The following is a 26,549-nucleotide window of genomic DNA, read 5'->3' as shown; positions in this document are numbered from 1 at the left end:
CTGGGTCATGATGTCCGACCGATACCGGCGACGATGGCTTTGGTCATGATCGCGGTCGTGCCGACGACGTCGCCTGCCCGGCCGCGGCCGGGGCTGTCCGTGGTGAGCACGTCACGCTCGCCGAGCAGTTCGTCGGTGGCGGCGTTGAAGATCCATTCCGTGCGGACGAAGCCGTCGTCGCGGGCGACAGCGACGCCGCGGCGACCAGCGGCGTCGGTGGTGTCGGGCACGGAAGTGACCCCGGGGATCAGTGCGGCGGCTCGGTAGAGCGCGGCGGTGATCCGCGGCGGCGCGGCGGATTCCCGGAGCATGTCGCCGATCGTGACGAATGCTTCCTGGTCGGGGGTGGCGCCGTGTCCCTTGGTCTCGGTGTGGATCCGGTCCAGCAGTGCGCGCGGGTCGGTGGGCAGGGAGGCGAGCAGCCGGTAGGTGGGCCTGTTCAGGCTGCCCTGATCCGGGCAGGATCCGCCGCGATCGGTGATGTCCACGTCGCGGCCGTTCTGACGCAGCAAACTCTTCTCGCACAGGTCGGCGACCGGTATCCACACCTGCCGCGGTCGTGGCTTGTCCAGCACTGTGGACGCGGGGTCCTCGTGCAGGTTGCCGTTCTGGTCGACGGTGGCACTGGAGCCCGTGAACGCCTGCATGGTGTCGACGTACACGTAGCTGGTGTCGGTCACCGCGGGCGAAGGTCGCTTGTCCGCGACGGCGGCGACACGTGCCAGCAGCCGGACCGCCGGCGAGTCCGCTGTCGCATCGGGCGGTACCGGTGCCGGAGCGGGACGGTTGACGGCGACGACGACCCCGACGGCTGCGGCTGCGACGACCGTGCCGAGCGCGGGCAGCAGAACTCTGCGGCGCAGGCGCCTTCGGCGTGGTGCGTCGTCGTCGACGGTGCCGCGGGTTGGCGTGATCTCGCTCAAAACCAGCTCCTTGACCGCGTGACGGCGACTGGCCGGCAGATCCCGCCGTGGTGGCGTCGGCAGCAGCCGGGCTACGTCGGTGACGATGTTCTCGTCGCGCCTGTGGTCAGTGCTCATCACGTGCCTCCTGTCCGGGCCGGGCCACTGTGGTGTGGCTGCCCTGTACCTGTCCGCTCCCGCGACGGCGTTCCCGTGCGGCCGTGGAGTCACGCGTCGTTCTCAGGTTCGCCCGAGCACGTGACAGCCGGGATCGCACCGTGCCCACGGAAATGCCCAACGCCTGCGCCGCCGAGGCCTGGTCGAGCCCGGCCCACACCACCAGCGCCACAACCTCCCGCTCACCTGGTCGAAGCCGCTCCAACGCCGCCCGCGCCGCGGCCACGGCGTGGATGTCGTCGACCCGGTCGACCACCTCCTGGGCGAAGTCCGGCGTCGGCGGGTCGGCGTGCAACCGGGTCAGCGTGGCCTGATACCTGCGCGCGGCGCGAGTGGTGTTGCGTGCGACGTTCGTGGCGATCCCCAGCAGCCACGGCAACAACGACCCGCCCTCCGGCTCGACCTTGTGCCGCAGCCGCCACGCTTCCAGAAACGTCATCGCCACCACGTCTTCGGCCGTCGACCACGACCAGGTCAGCCGGAAGGCATGGTGGTACACCCCGCCGGCGTGGCGATCGAACAGCTCGGCGAACACATCGTGATCACCCGCGCGTACCCCGGTCCGTATTCTTGTCTCCACATAACCGTCTGTCCGGCCACGCCCAGCACGTTCCCGTGACTCCGGTCACACCGGATGGGCTGGTGGACCGGTATCCGCAGCCGGGTGGTCGCGTACCAGGTCGCCGAAATCCGATTCGCGCGCGGTGGCGCGACCGGATTCCGATGTCGCGTTCCGCCGGTGGGGTGCGCTCGTGAGGGGAGTCTGCCGGGCACGTCCGGTGCCCGGCAGACTCGCGTCCGGTCTCGTCGCCCCGAAGCCGTGTTCTACTTGGTTCAGACCTTTTTGCAACGCCGCGACGAAGGGGTGGTGACCCGGCGCGGGCGGGCCTGCCGGCCGGTCCGCGCCTCGATCGTGCGCGGGGAAATGCCTGTGCGGCAAGCCGTTCTTAAAGTCCACAGTGGATGGACATCGCGGAATTCCGGACAGAAGACCGGACAAATCTGGACCCGGCGCGGGTCGCGACCGCACACTCGGCGGACGGTGTGTTTCTTTCCCCCGGCCTTGGAGGAGTACCCATGCGTCGAAGAATCGCCCTGGCTCTCGGCGGCGCCGCCGTCCTCACCGCGTCACTCGCCTCCGCCTCCCTCACCCCCGCGGCCGCCCAGGCCTCGCCCGGCCTGATCGCCGCCATGCAGCGGGACTTCGGGCTGACCGCCGCCCAGGCGTCGGCCCGGCTCACCCAGGAAATGACGGCCACCCGGGTGCTGCCCGGTGCGCAACGGGCCGCCGGCGCCGCGTTCGGCGGTGCCTGGTTCGACCCCGCGCGGGGCAAGCTGGTCGTCGGGGTGACCGACCCGGGCGCGGCCGCCGCCGTCCGGCAGGCCGGGGCCGAACCCGTGGCCGCCCGGACCAGTGCGGCGAAGCTCGACGCCGCGAAGGCCGCGATCGACGCGTCGGCCAAGGCCGAACCCGCCCCGGCCTCGGTCAGCGGCTGGCGCGCCGATCCGCGCGCCGGCAGCGTCGTGGTCACCGTGCGACCGGGCGCGCGCGGCGCCGACGTCGACGCCTTCCTGGCCCGGGCCGCGAAGGCCGGCCCGGTCACGGTGGCGACCGCACCGGCCGCCGAGCCCTTCTCGGCCGGCACCGTCGGCGGCGACCCGTACTACATCAACGGCAACACCCGCTGCTCGATCGGCTTCTCCGTGCAGGGCGGGTTCGTCAGCGCCGGGCACTGCGGCGGCGCGGGCAGCTCGGTCGTCGGCTGGGACGGCTCGTGGATGGGCACCTTCGCCGGCTCCTCCTTCCCGGGCAACGACTATTCGTTCATCCGGATCGGTGGCGGCTGGTGGACCGCGCCGGTCGTGCTCGGCTGGGGGACGGTGAGCGACGCGCTCGTCCGCGGGTCCTGGGTCGCGCCGGTCGGCACGTCGGTGTGCCGCTCGGGCTCGACCACGCACTGGCACTGCGGCACGGTGCTGGGCCAGAACGAGACCGTCAACTATGCCCAGGGCGCGGTCTACCAGATGACCCGCACCAACGTCTGCGCCGAGCCCGGCGACTCCGGCGGCTCGTTCATCACCGGTGACCAGGCCCAGGGTGTCACCTCCGGGGGCTGGGGCAACTGCGGTTCCGGCGGCGAGACCTGGTTCCAGCCGGTCAACGAGATCCTGCAGACCTACGGCGTGTCCCTCGTCACGGCGTAGGGAGTGCGCATGCCGGCGGCGGCCGATGAATCCGGCGGCCGCCGCCGGTAGGTACCGGTGAGGCCGCGCCACCGGGGCGCGGCGACCAGGCACCGGGAGCAACCATGAGCGTGATCGTCGTCGAGTTCATCACCCTGGACGGCGTCGTCGAAGACCCGGACGGCTCCGGCGGCACACCCGCCGGCGGCTGGGCGTTCCGGCACGGGCGGGAGGCGGTGTCCGGGGACAAGTTCCGGCTCGGCGCCCTGCTCGACACCGGCGTCCTCCTGTTCGGCCGGACCACGTGGGAGCTGTTCGCGAAGCTCTGGCCCGGCCGGACGGGCGAGTTCGCCGACCGGCTCAACAACGCGGCCAAGCTGGTGGCGTCGCGAACCCTCCACGACGTGTCCGCGTGGCGAAACTCCGCGCTGTTGCAAGGAGAACTCACCGACGCGGTCGAGCGGGAAGAACGGGACGTCATCGTCATCGGCTCGGTCGAGGTCGCCCGCGAGCTGACCGCGCACCGCCTCGTCGACGAGTACCGCCTGCTCGTCTTCCCCACCGTGGTGGGGGCGGGCCGCCGGCTCTTCGACGACGTCGTGCACTTCGATCCGGTCTCGACCACCCAGGTCGGGCCCGCGAACCTCGGCATCTACCGGACGCGCCAGGTGTGATGTCCGGGGAGGGGGTCCCGGGTCGGGGCGGTGACGGCCTGTCGTGCTGACAGGTGGAGGTGATCGTCGAACAGGCTTCGGCCCGGTCCACGGCCTGCCCGGGGTGGCTGCACTTCCGCAATCATCACCGGCCCCCGGCTCAACCGGCGGCAAGCCACCCATCACCCGGCTGAGCACCTACCGGACGCGCTAGGTCCGCAGGAGGCTCCCCAGCCACCCGCCGAGGACCTGCTGGACTTCGGCGCGCGTCCGCGCCGGGTCGTCGGCCGCGGCGATCATCCGGGCCGCCTCCATCACCGCGCTGAGCACCAGCTGTGCCAGGGCGTGGACGGGCATGTCGACGATCAGCCCGTCCGCCCTGGCCTGGGTCAGCACGGCGACGAGCAGGCCGAGGCCGTACTCCGCCTCGATCTCGCGCCAGACGTCCCAGCCGAGCACGGCGGGCGCGTCGGTGAGCGAAATCCGGCGGACCTCCTCGCGCAGGCAGGCGTCGAGGAAGACGCCGAGCCCCTGCAGCATGCCGGCGAGCGGGTCCGCGCCGGCGGCGATCGCGGCCCGCACCTCTTCGGTCAGCTCGCGTTCCAGTTCCTCGACCACGGCGCGGAACAAGCCCTGCTTGTCGGCGTAGTGGTGGTACAGCGCGCCGCGGGTCACCCCGGCGGCGCGGGTGATCTCGTCGGCCGGCACGGCCTGGTAGCCGCGGGCGGCGAACAGCTCGCGCGCGGCGGCGACCAGGGCGGCCTTCGTGCCGGCGGAACGGTCCTGCTGGGTACGTCGCACCCGCCTAATCTGCCATGGCGCCCGCGAACTCGACGACGTGGCGGGCCAGCACCGCGGGCTGGTCCTCGGACAGGAAGGTGTAGGAGTCCGGCACCTCGACGAGTTTCGCGTCCGGCAGCAGCGCGGCGAGCCGGTGGGCCAGCCGGATCGGGAACAGCTTGTCCTCCGGTGCCCACGCGAGCAGCACCGGCCGGTCGAACGTCCGCAGGGCTTCGGCGGCGGCCAGCGTGTGCCGCGGGTGCACTTCCCGCAGCAGCTTGCGCAGGTCGCGCCGCACCCCGGCGGACTTCCGCAGCGGCGAGAGGTAAGCCTGCGCGACCGCGTCCGGCAGCGGCCGCTTGACGACCCAGCCGAAGAGGATCGGCAGCGGGTACAGCGCGCGGATCCGCAGCAGCTGCCCGAGCACCGCCATCGACCCGGGGATCCGGGCGAGCGGCGGCAGGGCCTTGAAGATCGGCGGGAAGAAGTATTCGAAGCAGTCGGACGGCGTGAGCACGACCCGCCCGACCCGGTCCGGACGGCGGCTGAGCAGGATCTGCGTCAACGCGCCGCCGGTGTCGTTCGCGACGAGCGTGACGTCCCGCAGGTCGAGCGCGTCGAGGAAGTCGGCGATGACGTCGGCGTTGCCGGTGGGGGAGAGGTCGGCGCCGGTGTGCATCGGGAGCTCGTGCGAGCCGAGCGGCAGATCCGGCGCCAGGCACCGGAACCCGGCCGCGGCGACGTCGGGAACGACCTTCCGCCACAGCTCGGCGTTCGTCAGCACCCCGTGCACGAACACCACCGGGGCTCCCGTGCCCCGCTCGGAGTACCGCACCTCGCCGGCGGGCAGCCGGACGCGGCGCTCCTGACCCAGGGACTCACTGCGCTTCGTCATGCGATCAGGTTACATACATGGAGTATGTATGTAAATGGGTGAGAACGTCCGGCGGCTGATGTGCAAGCTGGAAGCGCTGCGGCTCGGCGCCCACGGCCGCGGCCGACATCTACGAGTACGCGTACGGCTCGCAGGGCTGGTGGTGGGAGAGTGGCCCTATCCGCTGAGTGATGCGGTGGTGCCCCGGGACTTGGCTTCGGGGAAAGGTCGGCTCCGGGGGCACCACCGCCCGCGGGACAGCTGACACGGTGTCCTGCGGTGGACTCACCCTACGAACCGCCGGGGGCTCTGACCAGGGCCTCGATGCGGTGTCGAAGGTTTGTCGCCCGGTCGGTCGGCAGGCCTACCGAGAGTGGGTCCCGGTGAACCCCGCATCGGGCGCGGGTTCGTCCGGGGGCCGGTCGGCGTGGCGGTGGACGATCTTCCACTCGCCGTTCTCGCGCCGGTACACGTGGGTGGCGCGCAGGGTGTACGTCGTCGGCGTGCCGTTGAGCGACACCGTGTTGTGCTCGAAGCCGATGGTGTAGGCGAGGTCGCCGCTCGCGCCGGCCGCGATGACCTCGAAGCGGTAGTCGCGCGAGTCGGAGAACTGGGCCGCGACGCGCTTGAAGGCCGCGCTGACGTCGGCCCAGCCGGTGCGGATCGGCAGCCAGGCCCCGAACAGGCTCACCGGGTCCGCCTGCGACCACAGGGTGGCACGCGGTTCCTGGTCCCCTTGGTGCATGGCCCTTTCGGCGGCGGTCTGCCGCGGCAGCATCTCGGCGAGGAACGCGTCGGTGGGTGATGGCATGATGACTCCAATGCAGTCAGACTGTTTTCAATACAGTGAGGATGTATCGAATGAGCGGGCCCGTCAAGCGCCAGTACGACTCGAGCCGGCGCCGGGAGCAGGCGGAAGAGAACCGGCGGCGGATCCTGGACGCCGCGCACGCCTTGTTCGTCACGCGCGGTTACGGCCGGACGACCATCGCGGACGTCGCCGCCGAGGCCGGGGTCGCTCCGGAGACGGTCTACTCGGCGTTCAAGAACAAGCCCGCGCTGCTGCACCGCGCGTGGGACGTGGCCGTGGGCGGGGACGACCAGGACGTGCCGCTGCTGGAACGCCCGGAACTGCGGGCCGTCTTCGCCGAGCCCGACCTGCGGACCCGGTTCGCCGCGTTCGCCGTCTTCAACACGGCGGTGATGCGGCGGACCGCGCTGCTGCACCTGGCCGTCCGCGGCGCGGCGGCGAGCGAGCCCGCGGCGGCGGCGATGCTCGAGGAGATCGACCGCCAGCGGCTGGCGGCGATGGCCGAGCACGCCAGGGCCGCCGCGGAGACCGGGCGGCTGGGGGTGTCCGAAGCCGAGTGCCGGGACGTGCTGTGGTCCACGACGGACGGCACGCTGTGGCACCAGTTCGTCGAGCGGCGCGAGTGGTCCGACGAGCGCTACGCGGCTTGGCTCGGCCGGCTGTGGGGCTCGGTCCTGGTGGGTTGACCCGTGCTGAACACGCGCTTAACATTAAGTTGAAACTTCAATAGAACTGCGCGCAGCACGGAGTCCCGATGTCGATCTTCCGCCTGAACCACGCCGTGCTCTACGTCCGGGACCTGGCCGAAAGCGTGGCGTTCTACCGGGACGTGCTCGGTTTCGGGTACATCGACGGCGGCGAGGCGCACCGGGGCGCGGCGTTCCTGCGGGCACCCGGGTCGGCCAACGACCACGACCTCGGCCTCTTCGAGCTCGGCGCGGCCGCGGCGGATTCCGGGGCCGGGCGGACCTCGGTGGGGCTCTACCACCTCGCCTGGGAGGTCGACACCCTCGGGGACCTCGAGCGGCTCGCCGCCCGGCTCACCGAAGCGGGCGCGCTGGTCGGCTCGGCCGACCACGGAACCACGAAGTCCTTGTACGCCAAGGACCCCAGTGGGCTGGAGTTCGAGGTCGTCTGGCTCATCCCCCGCGAGCTGCTGACCGACGAAGACCGGGCGAGGGGCGCGTCGACCGGGCGACTGGACCTCGCGCGGGAACTGGCGAAGTACGGTCCCGACGCGCGCAGCGGCGTCGGGATCTCCCGTACCTCCTAGACCTTCTGGACCTTCTGGACCGTGGCGCGCTCCCGCGTCGGCTCGGAAGTCCGCTGCCGGACCGAAAGGTTGCCCAGTGCGAAGCGGCCCGCACCGACGAACGCGATGAGCAGCAGCGACCAGCAGAACAGAACGGCCGCTTCGCCGCCGTTCTGGATCGGGAACAGGCCGGTCGGCAGGTGGACGGAGAAGTAGGCGTAGGCCATCGACCCGGAGCCGAGCACGGCGGCGACCCGGGTGCCGAGGCCGACGCAGACGAGCACGCCGCACACGAGCTGGATGACCGCGGCCCACCAGCCGGGCCAGGACCCGACGGTGGCGGCGGACTTCGCGCCGAACAGGCCGAAGAGCGTCTTGAGGCCGTGGCAGGCGAAGAGGAAGCCGATGACGATGCGGTAGAGCCCGAGGACGTGGTCTCGGGCCGGGTCCAGGCGGTGCATGGTGCCTCCGGGGAGCGGGGAGAGGGCAGCGGCGAACCGGCCGGTGGTACGGCCGGCCGCGTTCGAATTCCGGTCACCCAGATATACCGGTCGTGGAGAGTTGCCACAAGCGCCAAATGTCGGGTAAGCGAGTTTCAGAAATGTTAACTCGCTGGTCGTCGCGGTACCGCTGCCTTGTGGCGCAACGGAAAGCCGCCGTACGGGTGATCTTCCTCAGTGGTCTGGACCGCCGGATAATCCGGCGCGCTCTTTCGGGATTATTTTCGAGTCTTTCGATGCGGCTGCTTAACAGACGACTTAACAAAATGGTGGATCCGAATGTCGTATTCCACGCACCCGAATGATGTGCTGATTCCCGGGTGCCGCGTCTGCCGAACATGTTCGCGACGAACTTGCTCGTAACGAACATGTTCGTTACGGTGGGGGCATGACTCCGGGAAGCACCTACAACCGCCGGGAGCGCTCGGCGAAACCCGCGTTGACGCGCGAGGGCATCGTGGCGACCGCGCTCGCGGTGATGCGCGCCGAAGGCGTCGAGCGCGTCACCATGCGCCGGCTGGCCAAGGAGCTCGACACCGGGGCGGCGTCGCTCTACGTCTACGTCAAGGACACCGAGGAACTGCACGCCGCGGTGCTCGACGAGCTGCTCGCCGAGGTCGGCCCGGCCGGGGAGGGGGACTGGCGCGAACGCCTGTGGGCGGTGCTGGACTCCTACCGCGCGGTGCTGTTTGCGCACCCCACCCTGGCCAGGGTGGCGCTGGTGACCCGGCTGAGCGGCCCGCACTACCTCGCGCTCGTCGAGGCGGTGCTCGCGCTGCTCGACGAGGGCGGCATGGCGCCGGGGCAGGCCGCGTGGGCGGTCGACGTCCTGCTGCTGACCGCCACGGCGACGGCCGTCGAACACGGCACCCGCCGGGAGAAACCCGGGGCCGCCCGTGAACACGAAGAGATGACCGAGTCCCTGGCGGGTGTCTCGCCGCGGACGCACCCGCACATCGCCGCGCTCGGCCCCGATCTGGTGTCCGGGCCCGGCCCCGCCCGCTCGAGGTGGGCGTTCGACGCGCTGCTGAACGGCGCGCTCGCCACCCCGCGCCCCGGCCCCCGGGAGCCCCGATGATCGCCTCCGTCACGATCGTCGGCGGTGGCCTGGGCGGCCTCACGCTGGCCCGGATCCTGCACACGCGCGGAATCCCGGCGACCGTCTGCGAACTCGAAGCCACACCGGCCGCCCGCGACCAGGGCGGCACGCTCGACCTCCACGAGGAGTCCGGCCAGCGGGCGCTGGCCGAAGCCGGGCTGACGGCCGAATTCCGCGCCGTCGCCCGCGAAGAGGGCGACGCGCTGCGCATCCTCGACCGCCACGGTGCCGTCCGGTTCGAAGAAGGCCCCGGCGAGGGCGGCGGGACGCGGCCGGAGGTCGATCGCGGCGACCTCAAGCGGATCCTGGCCGGGTCGCTGCCGGAGGGCGTGGTCCGCTGGGGCACCAAGGTGACCGCGGTGTCGCCGGGGAAGGTCACTTTGGCCACCGGCGACGTCCTGGAAGCGGACCTGGTGGTCGGCGCGGACGGCGCCTGGTCGAAGGTCCGGCCGGTGCTTTCCGGCGCCGTGCCGCGCTACTCCGGGCTGTCCTTCGTGGAGGCCCGGCTGTCCGAGGTGGACGTCCGGCACCCGGCGGTGGCCGCACTGGTCGGGCCGGGGTCGATGTTCGCGCTCGCCGAAGGGAAGGGGCTGATCGCCCAGCGCACCGGCGGCGGCCGGATCCGGGTGTACGCCGCGATCCGCACGGAGGACGCCGGCGCCGTCACCGGGCTGGCCGAGCGGGACCGGCTGCTCGACGCCTTCGCCGGCTTCGCCCCGGGCCTGCGGGCCCTCGTCGCGGACAGCGAGGGTCCGTTGATCCCGCGGCCGATCCACGCTCTCCCGGTCGGGCACCGCTGGGCGCGGGTGCCGGGGGTGACCCTGCTCGGCGACGCCGCGCACCTCATGTCGCCCTTCGCCGGCGAGGGCGCGAACCTCGCCATGCTCGACGCCACCGAGCTGGCCCTCGCGCTGGCGGACCACGACGACGTCGAAAGCGCTCTCTCAGCCTACGAAACCGCGATGTTCCCCCGGGCGGAAGCAGCCGCCCGGGCCTCGGCGGACAACCTCGAAGCGTGCTTCGCCGCCGGCGCCCCCGACGCGATGGTCGAGCAGATGACGCGCTTCGCCACGCAGGGCCGACAGGACTGACAGGACTTACGGAAGGAAGCTCATGGATTTCGACCTCCTCGACACCGGCGGCGGCGACCGCGCCGTGCTGGTCCTCCACGGTGGCGCCGGACCCCGCAGCGTCACCTCGATCGTCGAGCACTTCGCGTCGCGTGCCCGGGTGCTGGCACCGACGCACCCGGGCTGGTCGGGCACCCCGCGCCCGGCCGCGTTCACCGGCGTCGACGACCTCGCCCTGGCCTACCTCGACCTCCTCGACGACGAAGGCCTGGCGGACGTCGTCGTGGTGGGCAGTTCCTTCGGTGGCTGGGTCGCGGCCGAACTGGCGGTGCGGGACCGCGGCCGCCGCCTCGGCCGGCTCGTCCTGCTCGACGCCATCGGGCCGGAGATCGCGGGACAGCCGGTGCGGCTGCCGCAGCCGCCGCCCGGTGCGCCGGGCCCCGACCCGGCCGATCTGGCCGCGATGCGGACCTACGCCGGTCCGGACCTCGCCGACCCGAAGCTGCTGCGCCGCCTCGCCCGGGTCCGGGTCCCGGCCCTGCTGATCTGGGGCGAAGACGATGTCGTCGTCCCACCGGCGTTCGGCAAGGCGTACGCGGCCGCCTTCGCCGACGCACGGTTCGAGGTGGTGGCGGGCGCCGGGCACCAGCCGGCGCTGCAGGCTCCGGAAAGGACGTTCGACTTGATCGACGAGTTCCTCGCCTAGCTTGAGGTGCCACCCCCTAAGGTGGCTCCATGGTGGACGAAGAAGTCGTCTCGGAGCGCATCCGGCAGATCGCCGCCACCCTCGAGGGCCGTGCGGGCGAACTCACCGGCGAGCTGGTCCAGCTGTACGCCACCGATCTGCCGCAGCTGGTCAACGACGACGAGCGCATGGTGAGCCTGCTGTCGGCGAGCGTGTACCAGAACATCGAGACCGCGCTGCAGATCTTCCGGCACGGCATCGACCCGGCCGGCGTCGAGCCGCCGGCCGCGGCGGTCGAGTACGCGCGCCGGCTGGCGCAGCGCGGCACCCCGGTGTTCGACCTGATCCGCGCGTACGACCTCGGGCAGGCCGCGATGCTCGACTTCGGGTTCCAGGAGTGCATCCGGCTGGTCGACGACGCGGCCCTGCTCGGCGCCATGATGCGCCGGCTGCTGCGGGTCGCCTACGAGTTCATCACCCGGGTCGTCCGCCAGCTCGTCGGCATCTACCAGGACGAACGCGACCGCTGGCTGCTCAACCGCAGTGCCGCGCGGGCGGCGAAGGTGGCGGACCTGCTCGACGGGAACGGCGAGCCGCCCGACGTCGACGCCGCGGAGGCGGTGATCGGCTACCGCCTGCGCGGCACGCACGTGGGCATGATCGTCTGGCACGCCTCCGAGGCCTTCGTCGACGACGCGCTGTCGTTGCTGGAGTCGGTCACGGGCGCGGTGTTCGAGCGCGTCCGCGGGCAGGGCCGTCCGCTGTTCGTGCCGCGTGACGAGGCCAGCGCCTGGGTGTGGCTGCCGCTCGCGCCGGGCGCGACGATCGGCCGGGCCCTCCTCGACGCGGCGCTCGCCGAAGCCGAAGCCGGCGTGCGGGTGACCGTCGGCGACCCGGGCACGGGGGTCGCCGGCTTCCGCGACACCCACCAGCAGGCCCGCCGGGTGCACGCACTGGCGCTGGCCGCCGGGGACCACTGCGACCGCGTGCTGACCTTCCGGGAGGTCGGCACGGTGGCGCTGATGACGAGCGACCTGAACGCGGCCCGCCTGTGGGTCGCGAGCACGCTCGGGCCGCTGGCCGCCGACGACGAGAACGGCGGCCGGCTGCGCGAGACGCTGCGGGTGTTCCTGACGACCGGCGGCAGTTACACGGCGGCGGCCGCGGAGCTGACGATGCACAAGAACTCGGTGCAGTACCGCGTCCGCAAGGCGCAGGAGCTGCTGCCGCGCGGCCTCGGCGAGGACCGGCTGGACGTCGAGCTGGCGCTCGCCCTGTGCCGCCGGCTGGGCTCGGCGGTGCTCTCCCCGGCGTGACTTTGGTGTCCCGGACCACCGGTGCCCAAGATCGTTGGGTCGCGGGCACGAAGCCTTGATCCGCCTTTTGGCCTAGTTTTCCGGCTATGGGTGAGAACGGTGGAATGCTCGCATTGGTGCGGCTACGCCGAGGCGTCGTCGGCGAGAGCAGACGCGTCTGCCACCTGATCCCGGTGCCCGCCGGCCCGGTGCCGGAGCACCTGACGGCGTTGTGCGGCGAGGCGATCTTCCCGGGCGAAGCCGAGGTGCTCGACGGGCTGTGCGGCATGCCGTGCCACGCGTGCCTGGTGCGCAGCGCCCCGCCGGGACAGGGCTTCCTGGCCAACGCGGGCTGAACCCCTTCGCGGGGCTCGGCTGCGGGCCGCCGTGGCAGGATGGCGCGATCATGGTGATCGACGACAAGCCGGTGGTGGTGCTGCTCGCCCACCCGCGGCCCGGCAGCTTCAACCACGCGCTCGCTTCGCGAGTGGTCGCAGCACTGGACCGGGCCGGGGTGCCGGTGCGGTTCCACGACCTGTACGCCGAAGGCTTCGACCCGGTCCTGACCGCGGAAGAGGCCTACACCAGCGGGACCCGGGCGGAGGAGTTCCTCGCCGCCGAACCCGACCCGCTCGTGCGGCGGCACCGGGAAGAGCTGGGGACCGCGGGCGGGCTCGTCGCGATCCACCCGAACTGGTGGGGCAAGCCACCGGCGATCCTCAGTGGCTGGCTCGACCGGATCCTCGTCCCCGGCGTGGCCTACCGGCTCGACGACGCCGGCGGCGCACCCGAGTCGCTCCTGTCCCTGCGGCGGCTGCTCGTCGTCAACACCTCGGACACCACGGAGGAGCGGGAGCGGACGCTGTTCGGCGACCCGCTGGACGCGATCTGGCGGCGCTGCCTCGCGCCCTACCTCGGGGAGCCGGAGGTGCACCGGCTGGTGCTGCGGGTGGTGGCCGACGCCGGCGCGGCGCAGCGGGCCGCGTGGCTCGACGACGTCTCGTCGGAGGTGCGGCGCCTCTTCGGTTAGCTCCGGAAGGCGTCGAGGGCCAGCTTCGCGGCCTGCGCGATGAGCCGGTCGTCGTGCTCGGCGTGCTCGGCCTGACGGCTGGACATGATCGCGAGGACGATCGGTGCCCGCCCCGGCGGCCAGACGACCGCGATGTCGTTGCGCGTGGCGTATTCGCCGGTGCCGGTCTTGTCGGCGACGGCCCAGCCGGCCGGCGTGCCCGCCCGGATCACGGTCGCGCCGGTCTTGTTGGCCCGCATCATGTCCGTGTACATGGTGCGCTTCTCCGGGGGCAGCGCGTCGCCGAGGGCGAAGGTGCGCAGGGTGCCGGCCATCGCGCGCGGGGTGCTCGTGTCGCGGATGTCGCCCGGAGCGAGGTCGTTGAGTGCGGGTTCGGTCCGGTCGACGTGGGTGGTCGTGTCGCCGATCGCGCGCAGTGCGGCGGCGAGTCCCGGCGGCCCGCCGAGCTGCTGGAACAGCAGGTTCGCGGCGGTGTTGTCGCTGTAGCGCAACGCCGCGTCGATCGCGTCGTGCAGCGAAATGCCGGTGTCGACGTGCTTCTCGGTGACGGGGGAGTTCTCCTGCAGGTCGGCTCGGCGGTAGGTCAGCACCTTCGCGAGGTCTTCGATGCCGGTGCGCTGGAGCACGGCGGCGGCGGAGAACGCCTTGTGCGCCGAGGCGTAGCCGAAGCGCTCGTCGGCGCGGTGGGCGATCTCGCGGCCGGAGCCGGTGTCGAGGGCGTACACGCCGAGGCGGGCGTCGAAGCTGCGTTCGAGCGGGGCGAAGTCCGGCTGCGGTGCTGCTGCCGGTGCCGCGACCGGGGCCGCGGCCGACGTCGGTGCCGGCTGCGGCGTTTCCGCCGTGCAGGCGGTCAGTGGGACGAGGAGCAGCGCGGCGAGCGCGGCCCACCTGGCTCGGGGGAACGGCACGAAGACTTCCTTCCGGTTTTCTTGATCGTCCTCCGCAGTCTCACGACGTTCGCTCATGCTGTCCAAGACGGAACTGTGCGGTTTGATGCCGAACCGGCATAAAATGAGGTCGTGGACCTGGTCGGCGGCTGCAGGGCGTTCGTGAGCGTGAGCGAGACGGGGAGTTTCACGGCCGGCGCGGCGCTCGCGCGGATCCCGCAGCCGGTCGCCAGCCGCCGCATCGCCGCGCTCGAACGGCACTTCGGGGAGCGGCTCTTCGACCGCTCGACCCGCCGGGCGCGGCTCACGCCGTTCGGCCGGGACGTGCTGCCCTCGGCCCGCCGGCTGGTGCAGCTGGCCGAGGCGATGGAGCACGACGCGAAGCGGGCCCGGCTGCGGCCGGTGCGGGTGGCCGTGCCGGCGACGTGCGGGGTGCGGGAGCTCGCCGGGCTCGCCGCCGAAGCCCGGGCATGCGAGATCCACCTCGAGTTCCGCGCGGCGGGGCCGGGGGAGCGGGCCGAGCTGGCCCGCACGAACGAGGTGCGGGCCGCGCTCACGGCGGTCCCGGCCGAGGAAGGCGTGTGGGCGGTCCCGCTGGGCGTCGCCGGCGTGGCGCCCTCGCCGAGCCGGGTCGTGCACCTGGAGACGCTGCGGGTGGGCCGGTCCACCGGCGTGCGGCGGCGGGTCTGGATCCAGCCGGAGGACGACGTCCCGCACGTCCGCGACCGGGTGCTGCGGGTGCGGGACGCGGTGGGCCTGTCCCCGGCCCAGGTGGCGGTGGCCGATTCGCTGACGTCGGCGGCCGCGGAGGTGTTCGCGTCCGAGGACCTGCTGCTGTGCTCGGTGGCGCAGGCGGAGGACCTGGGGTTGTCCTGGCGCCCGATCGGCGAGCTGGCGCCGGCCCGCGGCTTCGACGTCACGGCGGCACTGGCCGAGGACGCGGACCGGCTCCGGACGACGTTGCGCGCGGCGGTCGGCCGGTGCCTCGGAGCCGGCCGGTGACCGCCTCGCTGGTCCGCGACCTGCGCGCGGCCCTGGACGAGGGCGGCCTGCGCGGCTCGTTCCTGGTCCGCGACCTGCGCTCGGGCGCCGAACTCGGCATCGACCCGGACCGCGAGTACCCGATCGCCTCCCTGGTCAAGGTCCCCCTGGCGGCGGTCACCCTGGACCGCATCCGCCGGGGCGAGCTCGCCGCGGCCACCCAGCTGGAGGTACCGCCCGGCAGCGTCACGACCCCCGGGCCGACCGGCCTGACCCGCTTCCGCCACCCGGCGCGCGTGGCTGTCGGCGACTTGGTGTACTTGAGCACGTCCCTGAGCGACGGGACGGCCGCGGACGTCCTGTTCGGACTGACGCCGCCGCCGGAGATCACGCGAACGCTGGCGGAGTGGGGCATTCCCGGGATCGCGGTGCGCCACCTCATGCGCGACCTGGTGCAGACCCCGGCCGAGCGGTTCGACGCGGGCGAGGCGGACCTGGCCCACGCGCTGGCCATCGGCGCGTCGACGGCGGGCCAGGGCCACCGCCTTCCCCAGCTCGACGTCACCCGCGCGAACTCGGCGTCGGCCCGCGCGCTGCTCTCGCTGCTGGAAGCGCTGTGGACCCCGTCGAAGATCGACCCGGCGGTGGCCGCGGGCGTGCGGGAGCTGATGGCGAACAACGTGATCCGCCACCGGTTGACCCCCGAGTTCGCTTCCGACGCGGCCCGGTGGTCGTCGAAGACGGGAACGTTGCTGAACTTGCGGCACGAGATGGGCGTGGTCGAGCACGCGGACGGCGGGGTGTTCGCGGTGGTGGCGCTGACGGAGTCGAGGGTGCCGGCGGCGGTCCAGCCGGAGGCGGAGGTCCTGATGACCCGGGTGGCGCGCGCCTTGCGCGACGAGCTGCGCGGAGGTTGAGGAAGGGGGCGCGATTTCGCTGCTCCGGCTGGGCTGGGAGCAATCTTGCCGCTCCGCCCACGCTGCGAGCTGCTGACCGCTTGGCCTGGGCGCAGCTTCGCTGCCCTGGCCGCGCTCGGAAGGCGCCGACCGCCTGGCTGGGGCGCAGTTTCGCTGCTCCGGCTGGGCTGCGAAGGCGCCGACCACCCGGCCGGCCGCAACCCGGCCGCCCTCAACCCGCCGACCACCCCGCGCGGCAGCAACCTTGCCGACCGGTCGCGCCACGAAAACCGCCGACCACCCGGTCCGGCAGCAACCTTGTCCACCGGCCGCGCCCCCGAAACCCGCCGACCATCCGGCTGGCCGCAACCCGGCCGCCCTCAACCCGCCGACCACCTCGCCCGGCAGCAACCTCGCCCACCGGCCGCGCCCCGAAAACCGCCGACCATCCGGTCGCCCGCAACCCGGCCGCCCCCAACCCGCCGACCACCCGGCCCCGGCAGCAACCTCGCCCACCGGCCGCGCCCCCGAAGCCCGCCGACCGGAAACCGACCCTCAGGCGGGTGCCTTCACTCCGAACTCCACCTCGGCCGTCTCCACCGTGCCGGCCGTCCGGCCCGGTGCGGTCTGGTACTTCCAATACAGGTTCGTGTGCGCGATGACCTGCCCGGGCGGCGGCGCGCCATAAGCCGTCAGGTCCTCCGTCGAGTGCGCGTCCGCCACCAGCGTCACGTCGTAACCCCGGGCGAGCGCGCCGTGCAGGGTCGAGCGGATGCAGGCGTCCGTCTGCGCGCCGGTCACCACCAGCGATCCCACGCCCCGGTCCGCCAGCACGTCCTCGAGGTCCGTGTCCTCGAAGGAGTCGCCGTACTCCTTGTGCACCAGCGGTTCCTTCTCCGCGCGCACCAGCTCCGGTACGTACTCCCAAGTCCGGCTCCCGCGCGGCAGCTCGTCGCTGGTGTGCTGCACCCACACCACCTCGGTGCCGGCGGCGCGGGCGCGGTCCACCAGCGTGACGATGTTGCGCAGGACGGTTTCGCGCTCGTGTGCCGTCTCCATCACGCCGTTCTGCACGTCGATGACGAGCAGGGCGGTGTTCTGACGGCCGGTCAGTGTGGTCATGGCGTCACCCTAGCCACCGGTACCGACAATTTCCGCGAAGTAGCATGCCCGGCATGGACTACGGGATGCTCTTGTTCGGTGTCGTCGTGCTGGTCGCCGTCGTCGGGCTGGCTTCGTCCTCGACGGACCGCAAGCTCGGGCGGGTCGACCGCCGGCTCGCGCGGGTGGAGCGGAAACTCGATGCGATCGCCGATCGGCTCGGCGTGTCCACCGAGGAGCCGGAACTCGCCGAGGTGACCGCGTTGTTGCGGCAGGGCAAGAAGATCCAGGCGATCAAGGCCTACCGCGACCGCACCGGCGCCGATCTCAAGGAGGCCCGTGACGCCGTGGAGCGGCTCACCTAGGCGCCCCGCCGATGTGCTTGGCCGACACCGCTTCCCACACCGCGTCGAAGTCGTCGTACCGGTCGCTGTCCGGCAACCCGCCGAGCGACCCCAGCACCGAATCGCCGCCGCCCGCCGCGGCTGCCCGGCGCAGGAGCTCGTCGCGGCCGCAGGGGTACTCGGTCTCGGACAGGTGCTGCTCGAGGCTGGTCCGGTCCGGAGCGGGCATCGCACACCTCCTGATCGTTTCTCCTGCCCGGCGTACCCGGGCGGCCGGGAAGGGAAACTCAGCCTACGACGATCGTGTGCTCCGACCGCGGCTCCAGGGACCCGATCACCGGGTGGCCCGGCAGCTCCCCGGCGACCAACAGGCCACCGGACGTCTGCGCGTCGGCCAGCAGCAGCGCCTCGTCGGTCGAGATGCGGGACAGCTCGGCGTGCGGGCGGACCCAGTCGAGGTTCCGCCGGCTGCCGCCGCTGACGTACCCGTCGCGCAGCGCCTCCCGTGCGCCCTCGAGGTACGGCACCGCCGCCGGGTCAACCCGGGCCGTCACGCCGCTCGCGCGCGCCAGCTTGTGCAGGTGGCCCAGCAGGCCGAACCCCGTCACGTCGGTGGCGCACACGGCCCCGGCGGCCAGCGCGGCCCGGCCCGCGGCCGCGTTCAGCGTCGTCATCGCGTCGATGGCCTGCGGGAACCGTTCGCCGGTGGCCTTGTGCCGCGAATTGAGCACACCGATGCCGAGCGGCTTGGTCAACGTCAACGGCACGCCGGCCCGGCCCGCGTCGTTGCGCAGCAGCCGCGCGGGGTCGGCGATGCCGGTCACCGCGAGCCCGTACTTCGGCTCCGGGTCGTCGATGCTGTGCCCGCCGGCCAGGTGACACCCCGCCTCGGCGCAGACGTCGAGGCCGCCGCGCAGGACCTCGGCGGCCAGCTCGAACGGCAGCGTCTCCCGCGGCCAGCCGAGCAGGTTCACCGCCACCACCGGCGTGCCGCCCATGGCGTAGACGTCGGACAGCGCGTTGGCGGCCGCGATCCGGCCCCAGTCGTAGGCGTCGTCGACGACCGGGGTGAAGAAGTCCGTGGTGGCGATCAGCGCGGTGTCGCCGGAGATCCGGACCGCGGCCGCGTCGTCGCCGGTGTCCAGGCCGACGAGCAGCTCGCCCGGGGGATCGACGGGTACGGCGCCGGTCAGGCCGGCCACGGCCGCTTCCAGCTCGCCGGGCGGGATCTTGCACGCGCACCCGCCGCCGTGCGCGTACTGCGTCAGTCGGTAACCCACCGGTTCATCGTGCCCGCCGGGCGCGAACTTGGCAGGATGACCCCCATGGTGCAGGGAGGCGTATCCGGCCTGGTGACCGGCGCGGTCTTCAAAACCGTCGAACGGCAGGTTCTGCCGCTGGCGGGTTCGATTCCCGTCCGCCTCCGCCATGCCTGACCCGCGCCGCGCGGTCCCGCGGACCGACGCGGTCCTGGCCGAGCCCCGGATCGCCAAGGCCGCCGGGTCGCTCGGCCGGGACCTGGTCAAAGCGGTGGTCAACGACGTCCAGCAGGCGGTGCGGGCGGGGGAGCTCGCCCCCGCCGACGTCGTCGACACGGTGCTGGCCCGGCTCCCGGCGAGCGCCTCCTCGCTGCGGCCGGTGATCAACGCGACCGGCGTCGTCGTGCACACCAACCTCGGCCGCGCCCCGCTTTCGGCGGCCGCGCGCGACGCCGTCGTCGCGGCCGCCGGCGCCACCGACGTCGAATTCGACCTCGCGACCGGCGAGCGGGCCCGCCGCGGCCGTGGCGCCCTCGCGGCGCTGGCCGCGGCTGTGCCGGACGCCGGTGCGGTGCACGTGGTCAACAACAACGCGGCGGCCCTGCTGCTCTGCGCGCTCGCGCTGGCCCCGGGCCGGGAGATCGTCGTCAGCCGGGGCGAGCTGGTCGAGATCGGCGACGGCTTCCGGATCCCGGACCTGCTGGAATCGGCCGGCGCGCGGCTGCGCGAGGTCGGGACGACGAACCGGACGACCGCCGGGGACTACGCCGCGGCGATCGGCCCGGACACCGGGTTCGTGCTCAAGGTGCACCCGTCGAACTACCGCGTCACCGGGTTCACCGCGGAAGCGGCGCTGGGCGAGCTGGCCGGGCTCGGCGTGCCGCTGGTCGCCGACATCGGCTCGGGCCTGCTGGCCCCGCACCCGCTGCTGCCGGCCGAACCGGACGCGGCGAGCGCGCTGCGGGCGGGCGCCACGATCGTCACCGCGAGCGGGGACAAGCTGCTCGGCGGTCCGCAGGCCGGCCTGCTGCTCGGCGACGCGGACGTCGTCGAACGGCTGCGGCGGCACCCGGCCGCGCGGGCCCTGCGCATCGACAAGCTCACCCTCGCCGCCCTCGAAGCCACCCTGCGGGGGCCGCAACCCCCGGTGCGTGCCGCGCTCGACGTGTCCGTCGCGAGCTTGCGGGAACGAGCAGAAGCCCTGGTCAAGTCCCTCGAGAACGTCGATGCCGAGGTGGTCGCGTCGGCGGCGGCCGTCGGGGGCGGGGGAGCGCCCGGCGTCGAGCTGCCCAGCGTCGCCGTGAGCCTGCCCGCCCGGTACGCGGCCGCGCTGCGCACGGGCGAACCCGCCGTGGCCGGCCGGGTCGTCAAGGACCGCTGCCTGCTCGACCTGCGGACCGTGCGGCCGGAAGAGGACGCCCAGCTGCGGGAAGCCGTCCGCCGATGCGGGTGATCGTCACCGCCGGGCACGTCGACCACGGGAAGTCCACGCTCGTGCGGCGGCTGACCGGGATGGAACCGGACCGGTGGGCCGAGGAACGCCGCCGCGGCCTCACCATCGACCTCGGCTTCGCGTGGACCCGGATCGGCGCCGAGGACGTCGCGTTCGTGGACGTGCCGGGCCACGAGCGGTTCGTACCGAACATGCTCGCCGGCGCCGGGCCGGCCCCGGCGGTGCTGTTCGTCGTCGCCGCGGACGAGGGCTGGATGCCGCAGTCGGCCGAGCACCTCGCGGCCTTGGCCGCGTTCGGCGTCCGCCGCGGGCTCCTGGTCGTCACCAAAGCCGACCGCGCCGACCCGGCCGCCGCGACGGCCGCCGCGCTGCGGGAGATCGCCGCGACGTCGCTCGGGGCCGTCCCGAGCGTCGCCGTCAGCGGCACCACGGGCGCGGGCCTGGCCGGCCTGCGCGCGGCGATCGGGGAGCTCACCGCGGGGCTGCCGACGCCCGATCCGGACGCCGACGTACGGCTGTGGATCGACCGGGCCTTCACGGTTTCGGGGGCCGGCACGGTCGTCACGGGCACGCTGGCCGCCGGCACGATCGCCACCGGCGACGAGTTCCTGCTGGGTTCGGCGCGGGTGAAGGTCCGCGCCCTGCAAGCCCTCGGCGAACCCCGCGACCGGGTCGGCGCCGTGGCCAGGGTCGCGGTGAACCTGCGCGGCACCGCGCGGGGCGACGTCCGCCGCGGCGACGTCCTGCTCACGCCGGGCCGGTGGCGCACCACGGCCGAGTTCGACGTCCGGCTGCGCGGTGCGGCCGCCGCGGACCTGCACCGCGAACTGGTGCTGCACCTGGGCACGGCGGCCGTGCCGGTGCGGGTCCGTCCACTCGGGACGGACACCGCGCGGCTCACCACGGCCACCGCGCTGCCGTTGCGCACCGGCGACCGCGGCCTGGTGCGCGATCCCGGCGAACACCGGATCGCCGCCGGGTTCGACGTCCTCGACGTCGACCCGCCCGCCCTGTCCCGCCGCGGCGCGGCGCGGGCCCGCGGCCGCGAGCTGGCCGAACCCGACCTCGCCCGGGTTTACCTGCGCCGCAAGGGTTTCGTGCGTGCGGAGGACTTCACGGCGATGGGCCTGCCCGCGACGGGGGAGCGGCTGGGCGAGTGGTGCGCGGACGAGGAGCGCCTCGCGGCGTTGCGCACGCAGGCGGCCGAGATCGTGGGCGCGTGGGACAGCACGGCCGCGGGCGTACCGGTGGAGGCGTTGCGGCAGCGGCTCGGGCTGCCCGCCCCGGAGCTGGTCGTCCCCGTGGTGCGGGACACCGGCTTCGAGGTGGCCGGCGGCCTGGTCCGCCGTCCCGGCGCCGGGCTCGCCCCCGCCGTCGAGAAGGCCTTGGAAACGGTGGCGAAACGGCTCGCCGAGCACCCGTTCCGCGCGCCCGAGGCGGACGAGCTGCGCGCACTGGGTCTCGGCCGGCGCGAGCTGGCGGCGGCGGTCCGCCTCGGCCGGTTGACCGCGCTCGCCGAGGGGGTCGTGCTGGGCCCGGACGTGGCGGAGCGGGCGGTGGAGGAGCTGCGCCGGGTGCCCCAGCCGTTCACGGTTTCCGAGGCGCGCAAGGCCCTCGACAGCACCCGCCGGGTGATGATCCCGCTGCTGGAACGCCTCGACGCCGCCGGGCGGACCGAGCCCCTCGGCGACGGCACCCGCCGCACGAGGGACTAGCGCCGCAACGGCCGTGGCCGTCGGTTACCGGGTCGGCCTGCGGCCCGGCTGCGGGTGCCCGGCCGGCACCTCAGCTGCGTGCTCGAACCTCGGTCGCCGGCGTCTCCTCGCCGGCCGCCCACGACGCCAGCAGGGCCAGACCGTCCGCGGCCGCCGTGCCGGCGGCCGCGGTGTAGACGTTCAGGAGCAGGCCGGGGTCGGCGGTCAGCTCCATCGACTCGACGTCCAGGTCGAGCCGGCCCACCACCGGATGGTGCACGCGCTTGCGTCCGGACCGGTGGAACCGGACGTCCTGGGACGCCCAGCGCTGCCGAAACAGTTCACTGCGTGTCGACAGTTCGCCGACGAGGGCGATCAGGTCCTCGTCGTGCGGATTGCGGCCGGCTTCCATGCGCAGCTTCGCGGCCACATCGCCGACGATCCGGTCGTAGTCGACGAAGAACTTTTCTGCCGCTTCGGAATCCAGGTACACGAACCGCGCGGTGTTCGCCGGCCGTCGCGGGTCGGCCAGCAGCGGTGAATACAGCGCGCGGGCAAGGTGATTCACGGCCAGGACGTCGTAGCGGCCGTTGCAGATCCAAGCCGGCGCGTGCGCGATGGCGTCGAGCACCTGCTGAAGCGCCGGACGCACCGTCACGGCGGGTCGACGGCGGCGTGGACCGCCGGGCGCCCTGGACTGCCGCGCGAGGTGGAACAGGTGATCGCGCTCGGCCTCGTCGAGGTGCAAGGCGGAGGCCACCGCGTCGAGCACCCCGTCGGAGGCGCCGGTGAGGCTGCCGCGCTCCATGCGCACGTAGTAGTCGACCGATATCCCGGCCAGCAGAGCCACCTCTTCGCGGCGCAGGCCTTTGACCCGGCGGTTGCCGCCGTAGGCGGGCAGCCCGGCCCGCTCGGGCGCGATCCGCGCGCGACGCGAGCTCAGGAATTCCTTGATCTCGGTGCGCAGATCGATCTTGGTCACCCCTTCACCATAAGCCCTGTCCGCGGGCGGAGGGAGGTTCTGCTGGTACCCCCGACGGCTACGCACCCCTCGCACGCGGCCTAGGTACCAGTCGCGGTCGTGGCGATGCCGCCGTCGACCGGGATGACGGTGCCCGTGAGGTACGCGCCGGCCCGGCTGGCGAGGAACACGGCGATGCCTGCCATGTCGTCGTCGCGGCCGAGCCGGCGCAGCGGGGCCTTCGCCGCGATCGTGTCGCCGACGGCCTCGAGCGTGGCCGCCATCATCTGCGACGGGAACGGTCCTGGGGCCACCGCGTTCACCGTGACGTGCTGGGGACCCAGCTCGCGGGCCAGCACCCTGGTGAGCTGGTGGAGTCCCGCTTTGCTGCTGGCGTAGGAGTAGTTGGGCGACTCGGCGACGTGGATGGCGGCGATGCTGCCGATGTTGACGACCCGCGCGGGATCCTCGGCGGTGCCCGCCCGGCGAAGTGCCGGGAGCAGCGCCTGCACCAGCCAGAACGGCGACTTGAGGTTGAGGTCGAGCACCGTGTCCCAGGCCTCGTCCGGGAACGTCTCCAGCGGCTCGCGCCACATCGCTCCCGCGTTGTTGACGAGGATGTCCAGGCGTTCGAAGCCGGACTCGACAAGGTCGGCGAGGCGCTGACACTCGTCGTGAGTGGACAGATCGGCGGGGATGGCTTGAACGTCACCGAATTCGGACAGGAGCCGCTGGGCCTCCGCGCACGCGTCCGCCTTGCGTGAGCTGATGACCACGCGGGCGCCCGCCTGCAGGAGGCCGCGCGCGATCATCATTCCGATGCCCTTGGTTCCGCCGGTGACCAGGGCGTTCTTTCCCCGCAGATCGAAAAGGTCCGCGTGGGTGGTGAATGGGCTGTCCGCCATGGGTTTTCGGTCCTTTTGTCGTGGAAGCCTGTGCTGAAAGGTTGACAGGCGTCCAGGACGTCCGGGAGACCCTGGCGATCCAGGTACTGCGAGACCCCCTTGCCGGGGTCGATCAGCGTTCCTCGACCAGCGACTGCGTGCCGAGGACGCCCAGCAGCGCCAGCCGGTCGGCCGCTTCGGTGCCCGGTTCGGCCGAGTAGACCATGAGACGCAGGTCGCTGCCCGCGACGCTGAGGATGTCGCAGTCCAGGGTCAGCGCGCCGACGTCCGGGTGGTCGATGGTCTTGCGGGCGGACTCGTGCTGCCCGACGGCACCGGACTCCCAGAGGGCGGCGAAGCGCGGGCTGTGCCGCCGGAGGTCGGCGATGAGCGAGCGGAGGTCCGGGTCGCCGGGGTAGCGGCCGGCGGTGCGGCGCAGGTCGGCGACCAGGGCCGCCTGCAGCGCGTCCCGTGCTTCCGGGGTCTCGCGCACCCGGGTGCCGGGGCTGAGGAAGGTGCGCCGGACGCCGTTGAGGTCGCTGCCGTGCCGTTCGCCCATCAGGGCCGTGTGGAGCGGGTTGGCGAGCAGCTGGTTCCAGGCCGCGTCGAAGACGGCGACGGGGGTGCCGGCGAGCCGGTCCAGCATGCGGTGGACGCCGGGGGTGATGTGCCGCGGGACCGTGCCGGGGCTCGGGGGCGCGAGGCCGGCCAACCGGAACAGGTGCGTCCGCTCGTCCTGGGTGAGGCGCAGGGCCCGGGCCAGTGCCTCCACGACCTGGGCCGAGGGGCTGGTGGCGCGGCCCTGCTCGAGCCGGATGACGTAGTCGGCGGAGATGCCGGCCAGCTGGGCCAGTTCCTCGCGGCGCAGCCCGGCGGCGCGGCGGCGGCCGCCCGCGGGCAGGCCGGCGGCCTGGGGTGGGACGCGGTCGCGCCAGTGGCGCAGGGCCGTGCCGAGTCCGGTGTTCGCCATCCGTCGATTGTGCAAGCCGGCCGGCCGCTTGTCCTGGTATCGCCCGTCCCAGGAAAACCGGACCACTTCCTGGCGCCGCGGACCGGACCGATCCTGGTGGCAGCACTTCAGGAAGGAACGGAACCCATGCACCAGCTCGCTCTCGTGACCGGCGCCACCTCCGGCATCGGCCGGGCCTTCGCCGAACGCCTCGCCGCCGACGGCTACGACCTGATCGTCACCGGCCGTCGCGAGGACCGCCTCGCCGGGTTCGCCGCCGCGCACCCGGAAGTCAAGGTGCGCGCGGTGGCCGCCGACCTGTCGACCGACGACGGCGTCGCCACCGTCGCCGCCCTCTGCGCCGCCGAGCCGCTGACCATGCTCGTCAACAACGCCGGTGTCGCGCACTACATGCCGCTGGCGCAGCTGCCCGCCGACAAGGCCGCCGAACTGGTCCACGTCAAGGTCGCCGCGCCCACCATGCTCACCCGCGCCGCCGTCGCGGGCATGCAGGAACGGGGTGAGGGGCGGATCGTCAACGTGGCCGGGATGATCGCCTTCAGCGGTCCCGCCGGCTCCTCGGTCATGCCCCGCCGCGCGGTCTACGCGGGGTCCCTGGCCTACCTCGTCGCCCTGTCCCAGACCTTGAGCGCCGAACTCGAGGGCACCGGCGTCGGGGTGCAGGTGCTGTGCCCGGGCGTCGTCGCCACCGAGTTCCACGAGCGCCAGGGGCTCGACCTGAGCGCGGTACCGCGGATGTCCGCCGCCGACGTCGTCACGGCGTCCCTGCGCGGCTTCGAGCTCGGTGAAGTCGTCACCGCCCCGGGTGTCGAGGACACCGGGCTGCTCGACGCCGTTTTCCGGGCCGACCTCGCGGCCTTCGGCGGGCAGGGCCCGCAACTCGCCTCGCGCTACCGCTGAATGCCGCCGAAGAACGCACTCAGGGCGGTGGCGAGTGCCGCGGGGTTCTCCTCGGCCACGTGGTGCCCCGACTCGATCGCGTGGCCGCGCAGATCGGACGCCCACGGCCGCCAGACGGCCAAGACGTCGCCGTAGAGGTCTTCCAGGTCGTCATCGCCGGACCACAGCACCAGCGCCGGGCAGGTGATGCGCCGCCCGGCCGCGCGGTCGACGTCGTCGTGGGCGCGGTCGATGCCCAGGCCGGCGCGGTAGTCCTCGAGCATCGCGGTGACCGTGGCCGGATCGTGGACGGCGCGGTGGAAGTCGGCGAAGTTCTCTTCGCCGAGGCGTTCGGGCGTGTTCCTCGTGCCGACGTCGTACCAGGCGTCGGGGTCGGCGGTGATCACCCGCTCGGGTTTTTCCGGCTGGGCGAAGAAGAACCAGTGGTACCACTCCCGCGCGAACCGCGCGTCGCAGCGGGCGAGGGCCTCGCCGATCGGGACGGCGTCGAGGATCGCCGCGCCGCAGACCACGTCCGGGTGGTCGAGCGCCAGCCGCGTGGCCACGTAGGCGCCGCGGTCGTGCCCCGCCACGAAGAACTCCTCGTGCCCGAGGTGCCGCATCAGGGCGACGCAGTCGGCCGCCATGACGCGTTTGCTGTACGGCGTGTGGTCTTCGTCGGTCGGCGGCTTGGTGGATCCGCCGTAGCCGCGGGTGTCCGGGCACACGACGGTGAACCGCTCCGCGAGCCGCGGGGCGACGCGGTGCCACGTCGTGTGCGTGCGCGGGTGCCCGTGCACCAGCAGAACCGGCGGCCCGGAGCCGCCGTGGCGCACCCGCAGGGTCACTTCACCGACGTCGACGTGGTCCAGCCTGAAGCCCTCGAACACCTACCGCCCCCGGACACAAGCCCGCTGCCGCACCCCGG

Annotated in this window: 30 protein-coding genes and 1 tRNA gene; 17 read left to right on the top strand and 14 right to left on the bottom strand. The window is 73.1% G+C overall.

Annotated elements, in window-relative coordinates:
* Positions 1–5: 5 nt before the first annotated feature.
* Both AB0F52_RS46785 and AB0F52_RS46780 read right to left on the bottom strand, forming a co-directional pair.
* Positions 6–1,040 carry a CU044_5270 family protein gene (locus tag AB0F52_RS46785; RefSeq protein ID WP_360185483.1) on the bottom strand — a complete coding sequence of 345 codons (1,035 nt, stop codon included), beginning with the start codon at positions 1,038–1,040 and terminating at the stop codon, positions 6–8.
* Positions 1,030–1,614: an RNA polymerase sigma factor gene (locus AB0F52_RS46780; RefSeq protein ID WP_360185480.1), complete on the bottom strand. Its 585-nt coding sequence runs from the start codon at positions 1,612–1,614 to the stop codon at positions 1,030–1,032. Before AB0F52_RS46780 ends, AB0F52_RS46785 begins: the two co-directional genes overlap by 11 nt.
* 542 nt (positions 1,615–2,156) lie before the next feature.
* Here AB0F52_RS46780 and AB0F52_RS46775 point away from each other — a divergent pair.
* Together AB0F52_RS46775 and AB0F52_RS46770 are read left to right on the top strand one after the other, a co-directional pair.
* A complete protein-coding gene (locus AB0F52_RS46775) occupies positions 2,157–3,284 on the top strand; it encodes a S1 family peptidase (protein WP_360185477.1) in 1,128 nt (375 codons plus the stop codon).
* A gap of 104 nt (positions 3,285–3,388) precedes the next feature.
* Complete coding sequence (locus AB0F52_RS46770; protein WP_360185474.1) at positions 3,389–3,937, top strand: dihydrofolate reductase family protein; 549 nt, start codon at positions 3,389–3,391, stop codon at positions 3,935–3,937.
* A gap of 189 nt (positions 3,938–4,126) precedes the next feature.
* On the opposite strand, the gene AB0F52_RS46765 is transcribed toward AB0F52_RS46770, so the two are convergent.
* The 3 genes from AB0F52_RS46765 to AB0F52_RS46755 all read right to left on the bottom strand — a co-directional run bounded on the left by AB0F52_RS46765 (position 4,127) and on the right by AB0F52_RS46755 (position 6,381).
* Positions 4,127–4,717 carry a helix-turn-helix domain-containing protein gene (locus AB0F52_RS46765; protein WP_360185472.1) on the bottom strand — a complete coding sequence of 197 codons (591 nt, stop codon included), beginning with the start codon at positions 4,715–4,717 and terminating at the stop codon, positions 4,127–4,129.
* A gap of 4 nt (positions 4,718–4,721) precedes the next feature.
* Positions 4,722–5,591 (bottom strand): alpha/beta fold hydrolase, encoded by an 870-nt coding sequence (locus AB0F52_RS46760; protein WP_360185469.1) that lies wholly within the window; start codon positions 5,589–5,591, stop codon positions 4,722–4,724.
* A 343-nt stretch (positions 5,592–5,934) separates the two neighbouring features.
* Positions 5,935–6,381: a nuclear transport factor 2 family protein gene (locus AB0F52_RS46755; RefSeq protein WP_360185466.1), complete on the bottom strand. Its 447-nt coding sequence runs from the start codon at positions 6,379–6,381 to the stop codon at positions 5,935–5,937.
* A gap of 50 nt (positions 6,382–6,431) precedes the next feature.
* On the opposite strand from AB0F52_RS46755, the gene AB0F52_RS46750 reads away from it, so the two are divergent.
* Together AB0F52_RS46750 and AB0F52_RS46745 are read left to right on the top strand one after the other, a co-directional pair.
* Positions 6,432–7,067, top strand: a complete 636-nt coding sequence (locus tag AB0F52_RS46750) for a helix-turn-helix domain-containing protein (protein WP_360185464.1) — start codon at positions 6,432–6,434, stop codon at positions 7,065–7,067.
* A 68-nt stretch (positions 7,068–7,135) separates the two neighbouring features.
* Positions 7,136–7,654: a VOC family protein gene (locus AB0F52_RS46745; RefSeq protein ID WP_360185461.1), complete on the top strand. Its 519-nt coding sequence runs from the start codon at positions 7,136–7,138 to the stop codon at positions 7,652–7,654.
* On the opposite strand, the gene AB0F52_RS46740 is transcribed toward AB0F52_RS46745, so the two are convergent.
* The gene (locus tag AB0F52_RS46740; protein ID WP_360185458.1) at positions 7,651–8,094 is read right to left on the bottom strand and encodes a DoxX family protein; all 444 of its coding nucleotides are present in this window, start codon (positions 8,092–8,094) and stop codon (positions 7,651–7,653) included. The two genes, AB0F52_RS46745 and AB0F52_RS46740, sit on opposite strands and share 4 nt — an antisense overlap.
* Positions 8,095–8,521: 427 nt before the next feature.
* Here AB0F52_RS46740 and AB0F52_RS46735 point away from each other — a divergent pair, with 427 nt between their 5' ends.
* The 6 genes from AB0F52_RS46735 to AB0F52_RS46710 all read left to right on the top strand — a co-directional run bounded on the left by AB0F52_RS46735 (position 8,522) and on the right by AB0F52_RS46710 (position 13,312).
* Positions 8,522–9,211: a TetR/AcrR family transcriptional regulator gene (locus AB0F52_RS46735; protein ID WP_360185455.1), complete on the top strand. Its 690-nt coding sequence runs from the start codon at positions 8,522–8,524 to the stop codon at positions 9,209–9,211.
* On the top strand, positions 9,208–10,323 hold the full coding sequence (locus AB0F52_RS46730) for an NAD(P)/FAD-dependent oxidoreductase (RefSeq protein WP_360185452.1): 1,116 nt from the start codon (positions 9,208–9,210) through the stop codon (positions 10,321–10,323). Before AB0F52_RS46735 ends, AB0F52_RS46730 begins: the two co-directional genes overlap by 4 nt.
* 22 nt (positions 10,324–10,345) lie before the next feature.
* Complete coding sequence (locus AB0F52_RS46725) at positions 10,346–11,008, top strand: alpha/beta hydrolase (RefSeq protein WP_360185449.1); 663 nt, start codon at positions 10,346–10,348, stop codon at positions 11,006–11,008.
* Positions 11,009–11,037: 29 nt separating this feature from the next.
* On the top strand, positions 11,038–12,303 hold the full coding sequence (locus AB0F52_RS46720; protein WP_360185446.1) for a helix-turn-helix domain-containing protein: 1,266 nt from the start codon (positions 11,038–11,040) through the stop codon (positions 12,301–12,303).
* An 86-nt stretch (positions 12,304–12,389) separates the two neighbouring features.
* Positions 12,390–12,638, top strand: a complete 249-nt coding sequence (locus AB0F52_RS46715) for a hypothetical protein (protein WP_360185443.1) — start codon at positions 12,390–12,392, stop codon at positions 12,636–12,638.
* A 50-nt stretch (positions 12,639–12,688) separates the two neighbouring features.
* Complete coding sequence (locus AB0F52_RS46710) at positions 12,689–13,312, top strand: NAD(P)H-dependent oxidoreductase (RefSeq protein ID WP_360185440.1); 624 nt, start codon at positions 12,689–12,691, stop codon at positions 13,310–13,312.
* On the opposite strand, the gene bla is transcribed toward AB0F52_RS46710, so the two are convergent.
* The gene (gene bla, locus AB0F52_RS46705; protein ID WP_360185437.1) at positions 13,309–14,220 is read right to left on the bottom strand and encodes a class A beta-lactamase; all 912 of its coding nucleotides are present in this window, start codon (positions 14,218–14,220) and stop codon (positions 13,309–13,311) included. The genes AB0F52_RS46710 and bla overlap by 4 nt on opposite strands.
* Positions 14,221–14,331: 111 nt before the next feature.
* On the opposite strand from bla, the gene AB0F52_RS46700 reads away from it, so the two are divergent.
* Together AB0F52_RS46700 and AB0F52_RS46695 are read left to right on the top strand one after the other, a co-directional pair.
* Positions 14,332–15,201 (top strand): LysR family transcriptional regulator, encoded by an 870-nt coding sequence (locus AB0F52_RS46700; RefSeq protein WP_360185434.1) that lies wholly within the window; start codon positions 14,332–14,334, stop codon positions 15,199–15,201.
* A complete protein-coding gene (locus AB0F52_RS46695) occupies positions 15,198–16,097 on the top strand; it encodes a serine hydrolase (protein WP_360185431.1) in 900 nt (299 codons plus the stop codon). The genes AB0F52_RS46700 and AB0F52_RS46695 overlap by 4 nt, the downstream gene beginning before the upstream one ends.
* A 534-nt stretch (positions 16,098–16,631) precedes the next feature.
* Here the strand turns inward: AB0F52_RS46695 and AB0F52_RS46690 are convergent.
* Positions 16,632–17,198: a cysteine hydrolase family protein gene (locus AB0F52_RS46690; RefSeq protein ID WP_360185428.1), complete on the bottom strand. Its 567-nt coding sequence runs from the start codon at positions 17,196–17,198 to the stop codon at positions 16,632–16,634.
* Positions 17,199–17,251: 53 nt separating this feature from the next.
* On the opposite strand from AB0F52_RS46690, the gene AB0F52_RS46685 reads away from it, so the two are divergent.
* Positions 17,252–17,542 carry a hypothetical protein gene (locus tag AB0F52_RS46685; protein ID WP_360185425.1) on the top strand — a complete coding sequence of 97 codons (291 nt, stop codon included), beginning with the start codon at positions 17,252–17,254 and terminating at the stop codon, positions 17,540–17,542.
* On the opposite strand, the gene AB0F52_RS46680 is transcribed toward AB0F52_RS46685, so the two are convergent.
* Entirely contained in the window at positions 17,535–17,750 is a 216-nt protein-coding gene (locus tag AB0F52_RS46680; protein ID WP_103340712.1) for a DUF2795 domain-containing protein, read from the bottom strand. The genes AB0F52_RS46685 and AB0F52_RS46680 overlap by 8 nt on opposite strands.
* A 58-nt stretch (positions 17,751–17,808) precedes the next feature.
* On the bottom strand, positions 17,809–18,801 hold the full coding sequence (gene selD, locus AB0F52_RS46675; RefSeq protein WP_360185421.1) for a selenide, water dikinase SelD: 993 nt from the start codon (positions 18,799–18,801) through the stop codon (positions 17,809–17,811).
* Between the two features lie 54 nt (positions 18,802–18,855).
* Here selD and AB0F52_RS46670 point away from each other — a divergent pair.
* The 3 genes from AB0F52_RS46670 (at position 18,856) to AB0F52_RS46660 (ending at position 21,948) form a co-directional block, all read left to right on the top strand.
* Positions 18,856–18,950 (top strand) — tRNA-Sec (locus tag AB0F52_RS46670).
* Positions 18,950–20,233, top strand: a complete 1,284-nt coding sequence (gene selA, locus AB0F52_RS46665) for an L-seryl-tRNA(Sec) selenium transferase (RefSeq protein WP_360185418.1) — start codon at positions 18,950–18,952, stop codon at positions 20,231–20,233. The genes AB0F52_RS46670 and selA overlap by 1 nt, the downstream gene beginning before the upstream one ends.
* Positions 20,224–21,948, top strand: coding sequence for a SelB C-terminal domain-containing protein (locus tag AB0F52_RS46660; RefSeq protein WP_360185416.1), 1,725 nt, complete (start codon positions 20,224–20,226; stop codon positions 21,946–21,948). The genes selA and AB0F52_RS46660 overlap by 10 nt, the downstream gene beginning before the upstream one ends.
* A 70-nt stretch (positions 21,949–22,018) precedes the next feature.
* On the opposite strand, the gene AB0F52_RS46655 is transcribed toward AB0F52_RS46660, so the two are convergent.
* The 3 genes from AB0F52_RS46655 to AB0F52_RS46645 form a co-directional block, all read right to left on the bottom strand.
* Positions 22,019–22,909 (bottom strand): helix-turn-helix transcriptional regulator, encoded by an 891-nt coding sequence (locus AB0F52_RS46655; RefSeq protein ID WP_360185413.1) that lies wholly within the window; start codon positions 22,907–22,909, stop codon positions 22,019–22,021.
* Between the two features lie 80 nt (positions 22,910–22,989).
* Entirely contained in the window at positions 22,990–23,793 is an 804-nt protein-coding gene (locus AB0F52_RS46650) for an SDR family oxidoreductase (RefSeq protein WP_360185410.1), read from the bottom strand.
* A 112-nt stretch (positions 23,794–23,905) separates the two neighbouring features.
* On the bottom strand, positions 23,906–24,742 hold the full coding sequence (locus AB0F52_RS46645; protein ID WP_360185407.1) for a helix-turn-helix transcriptional regulator: 837 nt from the start codon (positions 24,740–24,742) through the stop codon (positions 23,906–23,908).
* 126 nt (positions 24,743–24,868) lie between these two features.
* Between AB0F52_RS46645 and AB0F52_RS46640 the strand changes: the two genes are divergently transcribed.
* Positions 24,869–25,642: an SDR family NAD(P)-dependent oxidoreductase gene (locus tag AB0F52_RS46640; protein ID WP_360185404.1), complete on the top strand. Its 774-nt coding sequence runs from the start codon at positions 24,869–24,871 to the stop codon at positions 25,640–25,642.
* Here AB0F52_RS46640 and AB0F52_RS46635 read toward each other — a convergent pair.
* Entirely contained in the window at positions 25,633–26,511 is an 879-nt protein-coding gene (locus tag AB0F52_RS46635) for an alpha/beta hydrolase (RefSeq protein ID WP_360185401.1), read from the bottom strand. The two genes, AB0F52_RS46640 and AB0F52_RS46635, sit on opposite strands and share 10 nt — an antisense overlap.
* Between the last annotated feature and the right edge of the window lie 38 nt (positions 26,512–26,549).

It is taken from the genome of Amycolatopsis sp. NPDC024027, from assembly GCF_040638975.1.
Classification (GTDB): domain Bacteria; phylum Actinomycetota; class Actinomycetes; order Mycobacteriales; family Pseudonocardiaceae; genus Amycolatopsis.
The sequence above is the reverse complement of the archived record's forward strand: the minus strand, read 5'-3'. Positions and strand labels throughout refer to the sequence as shown.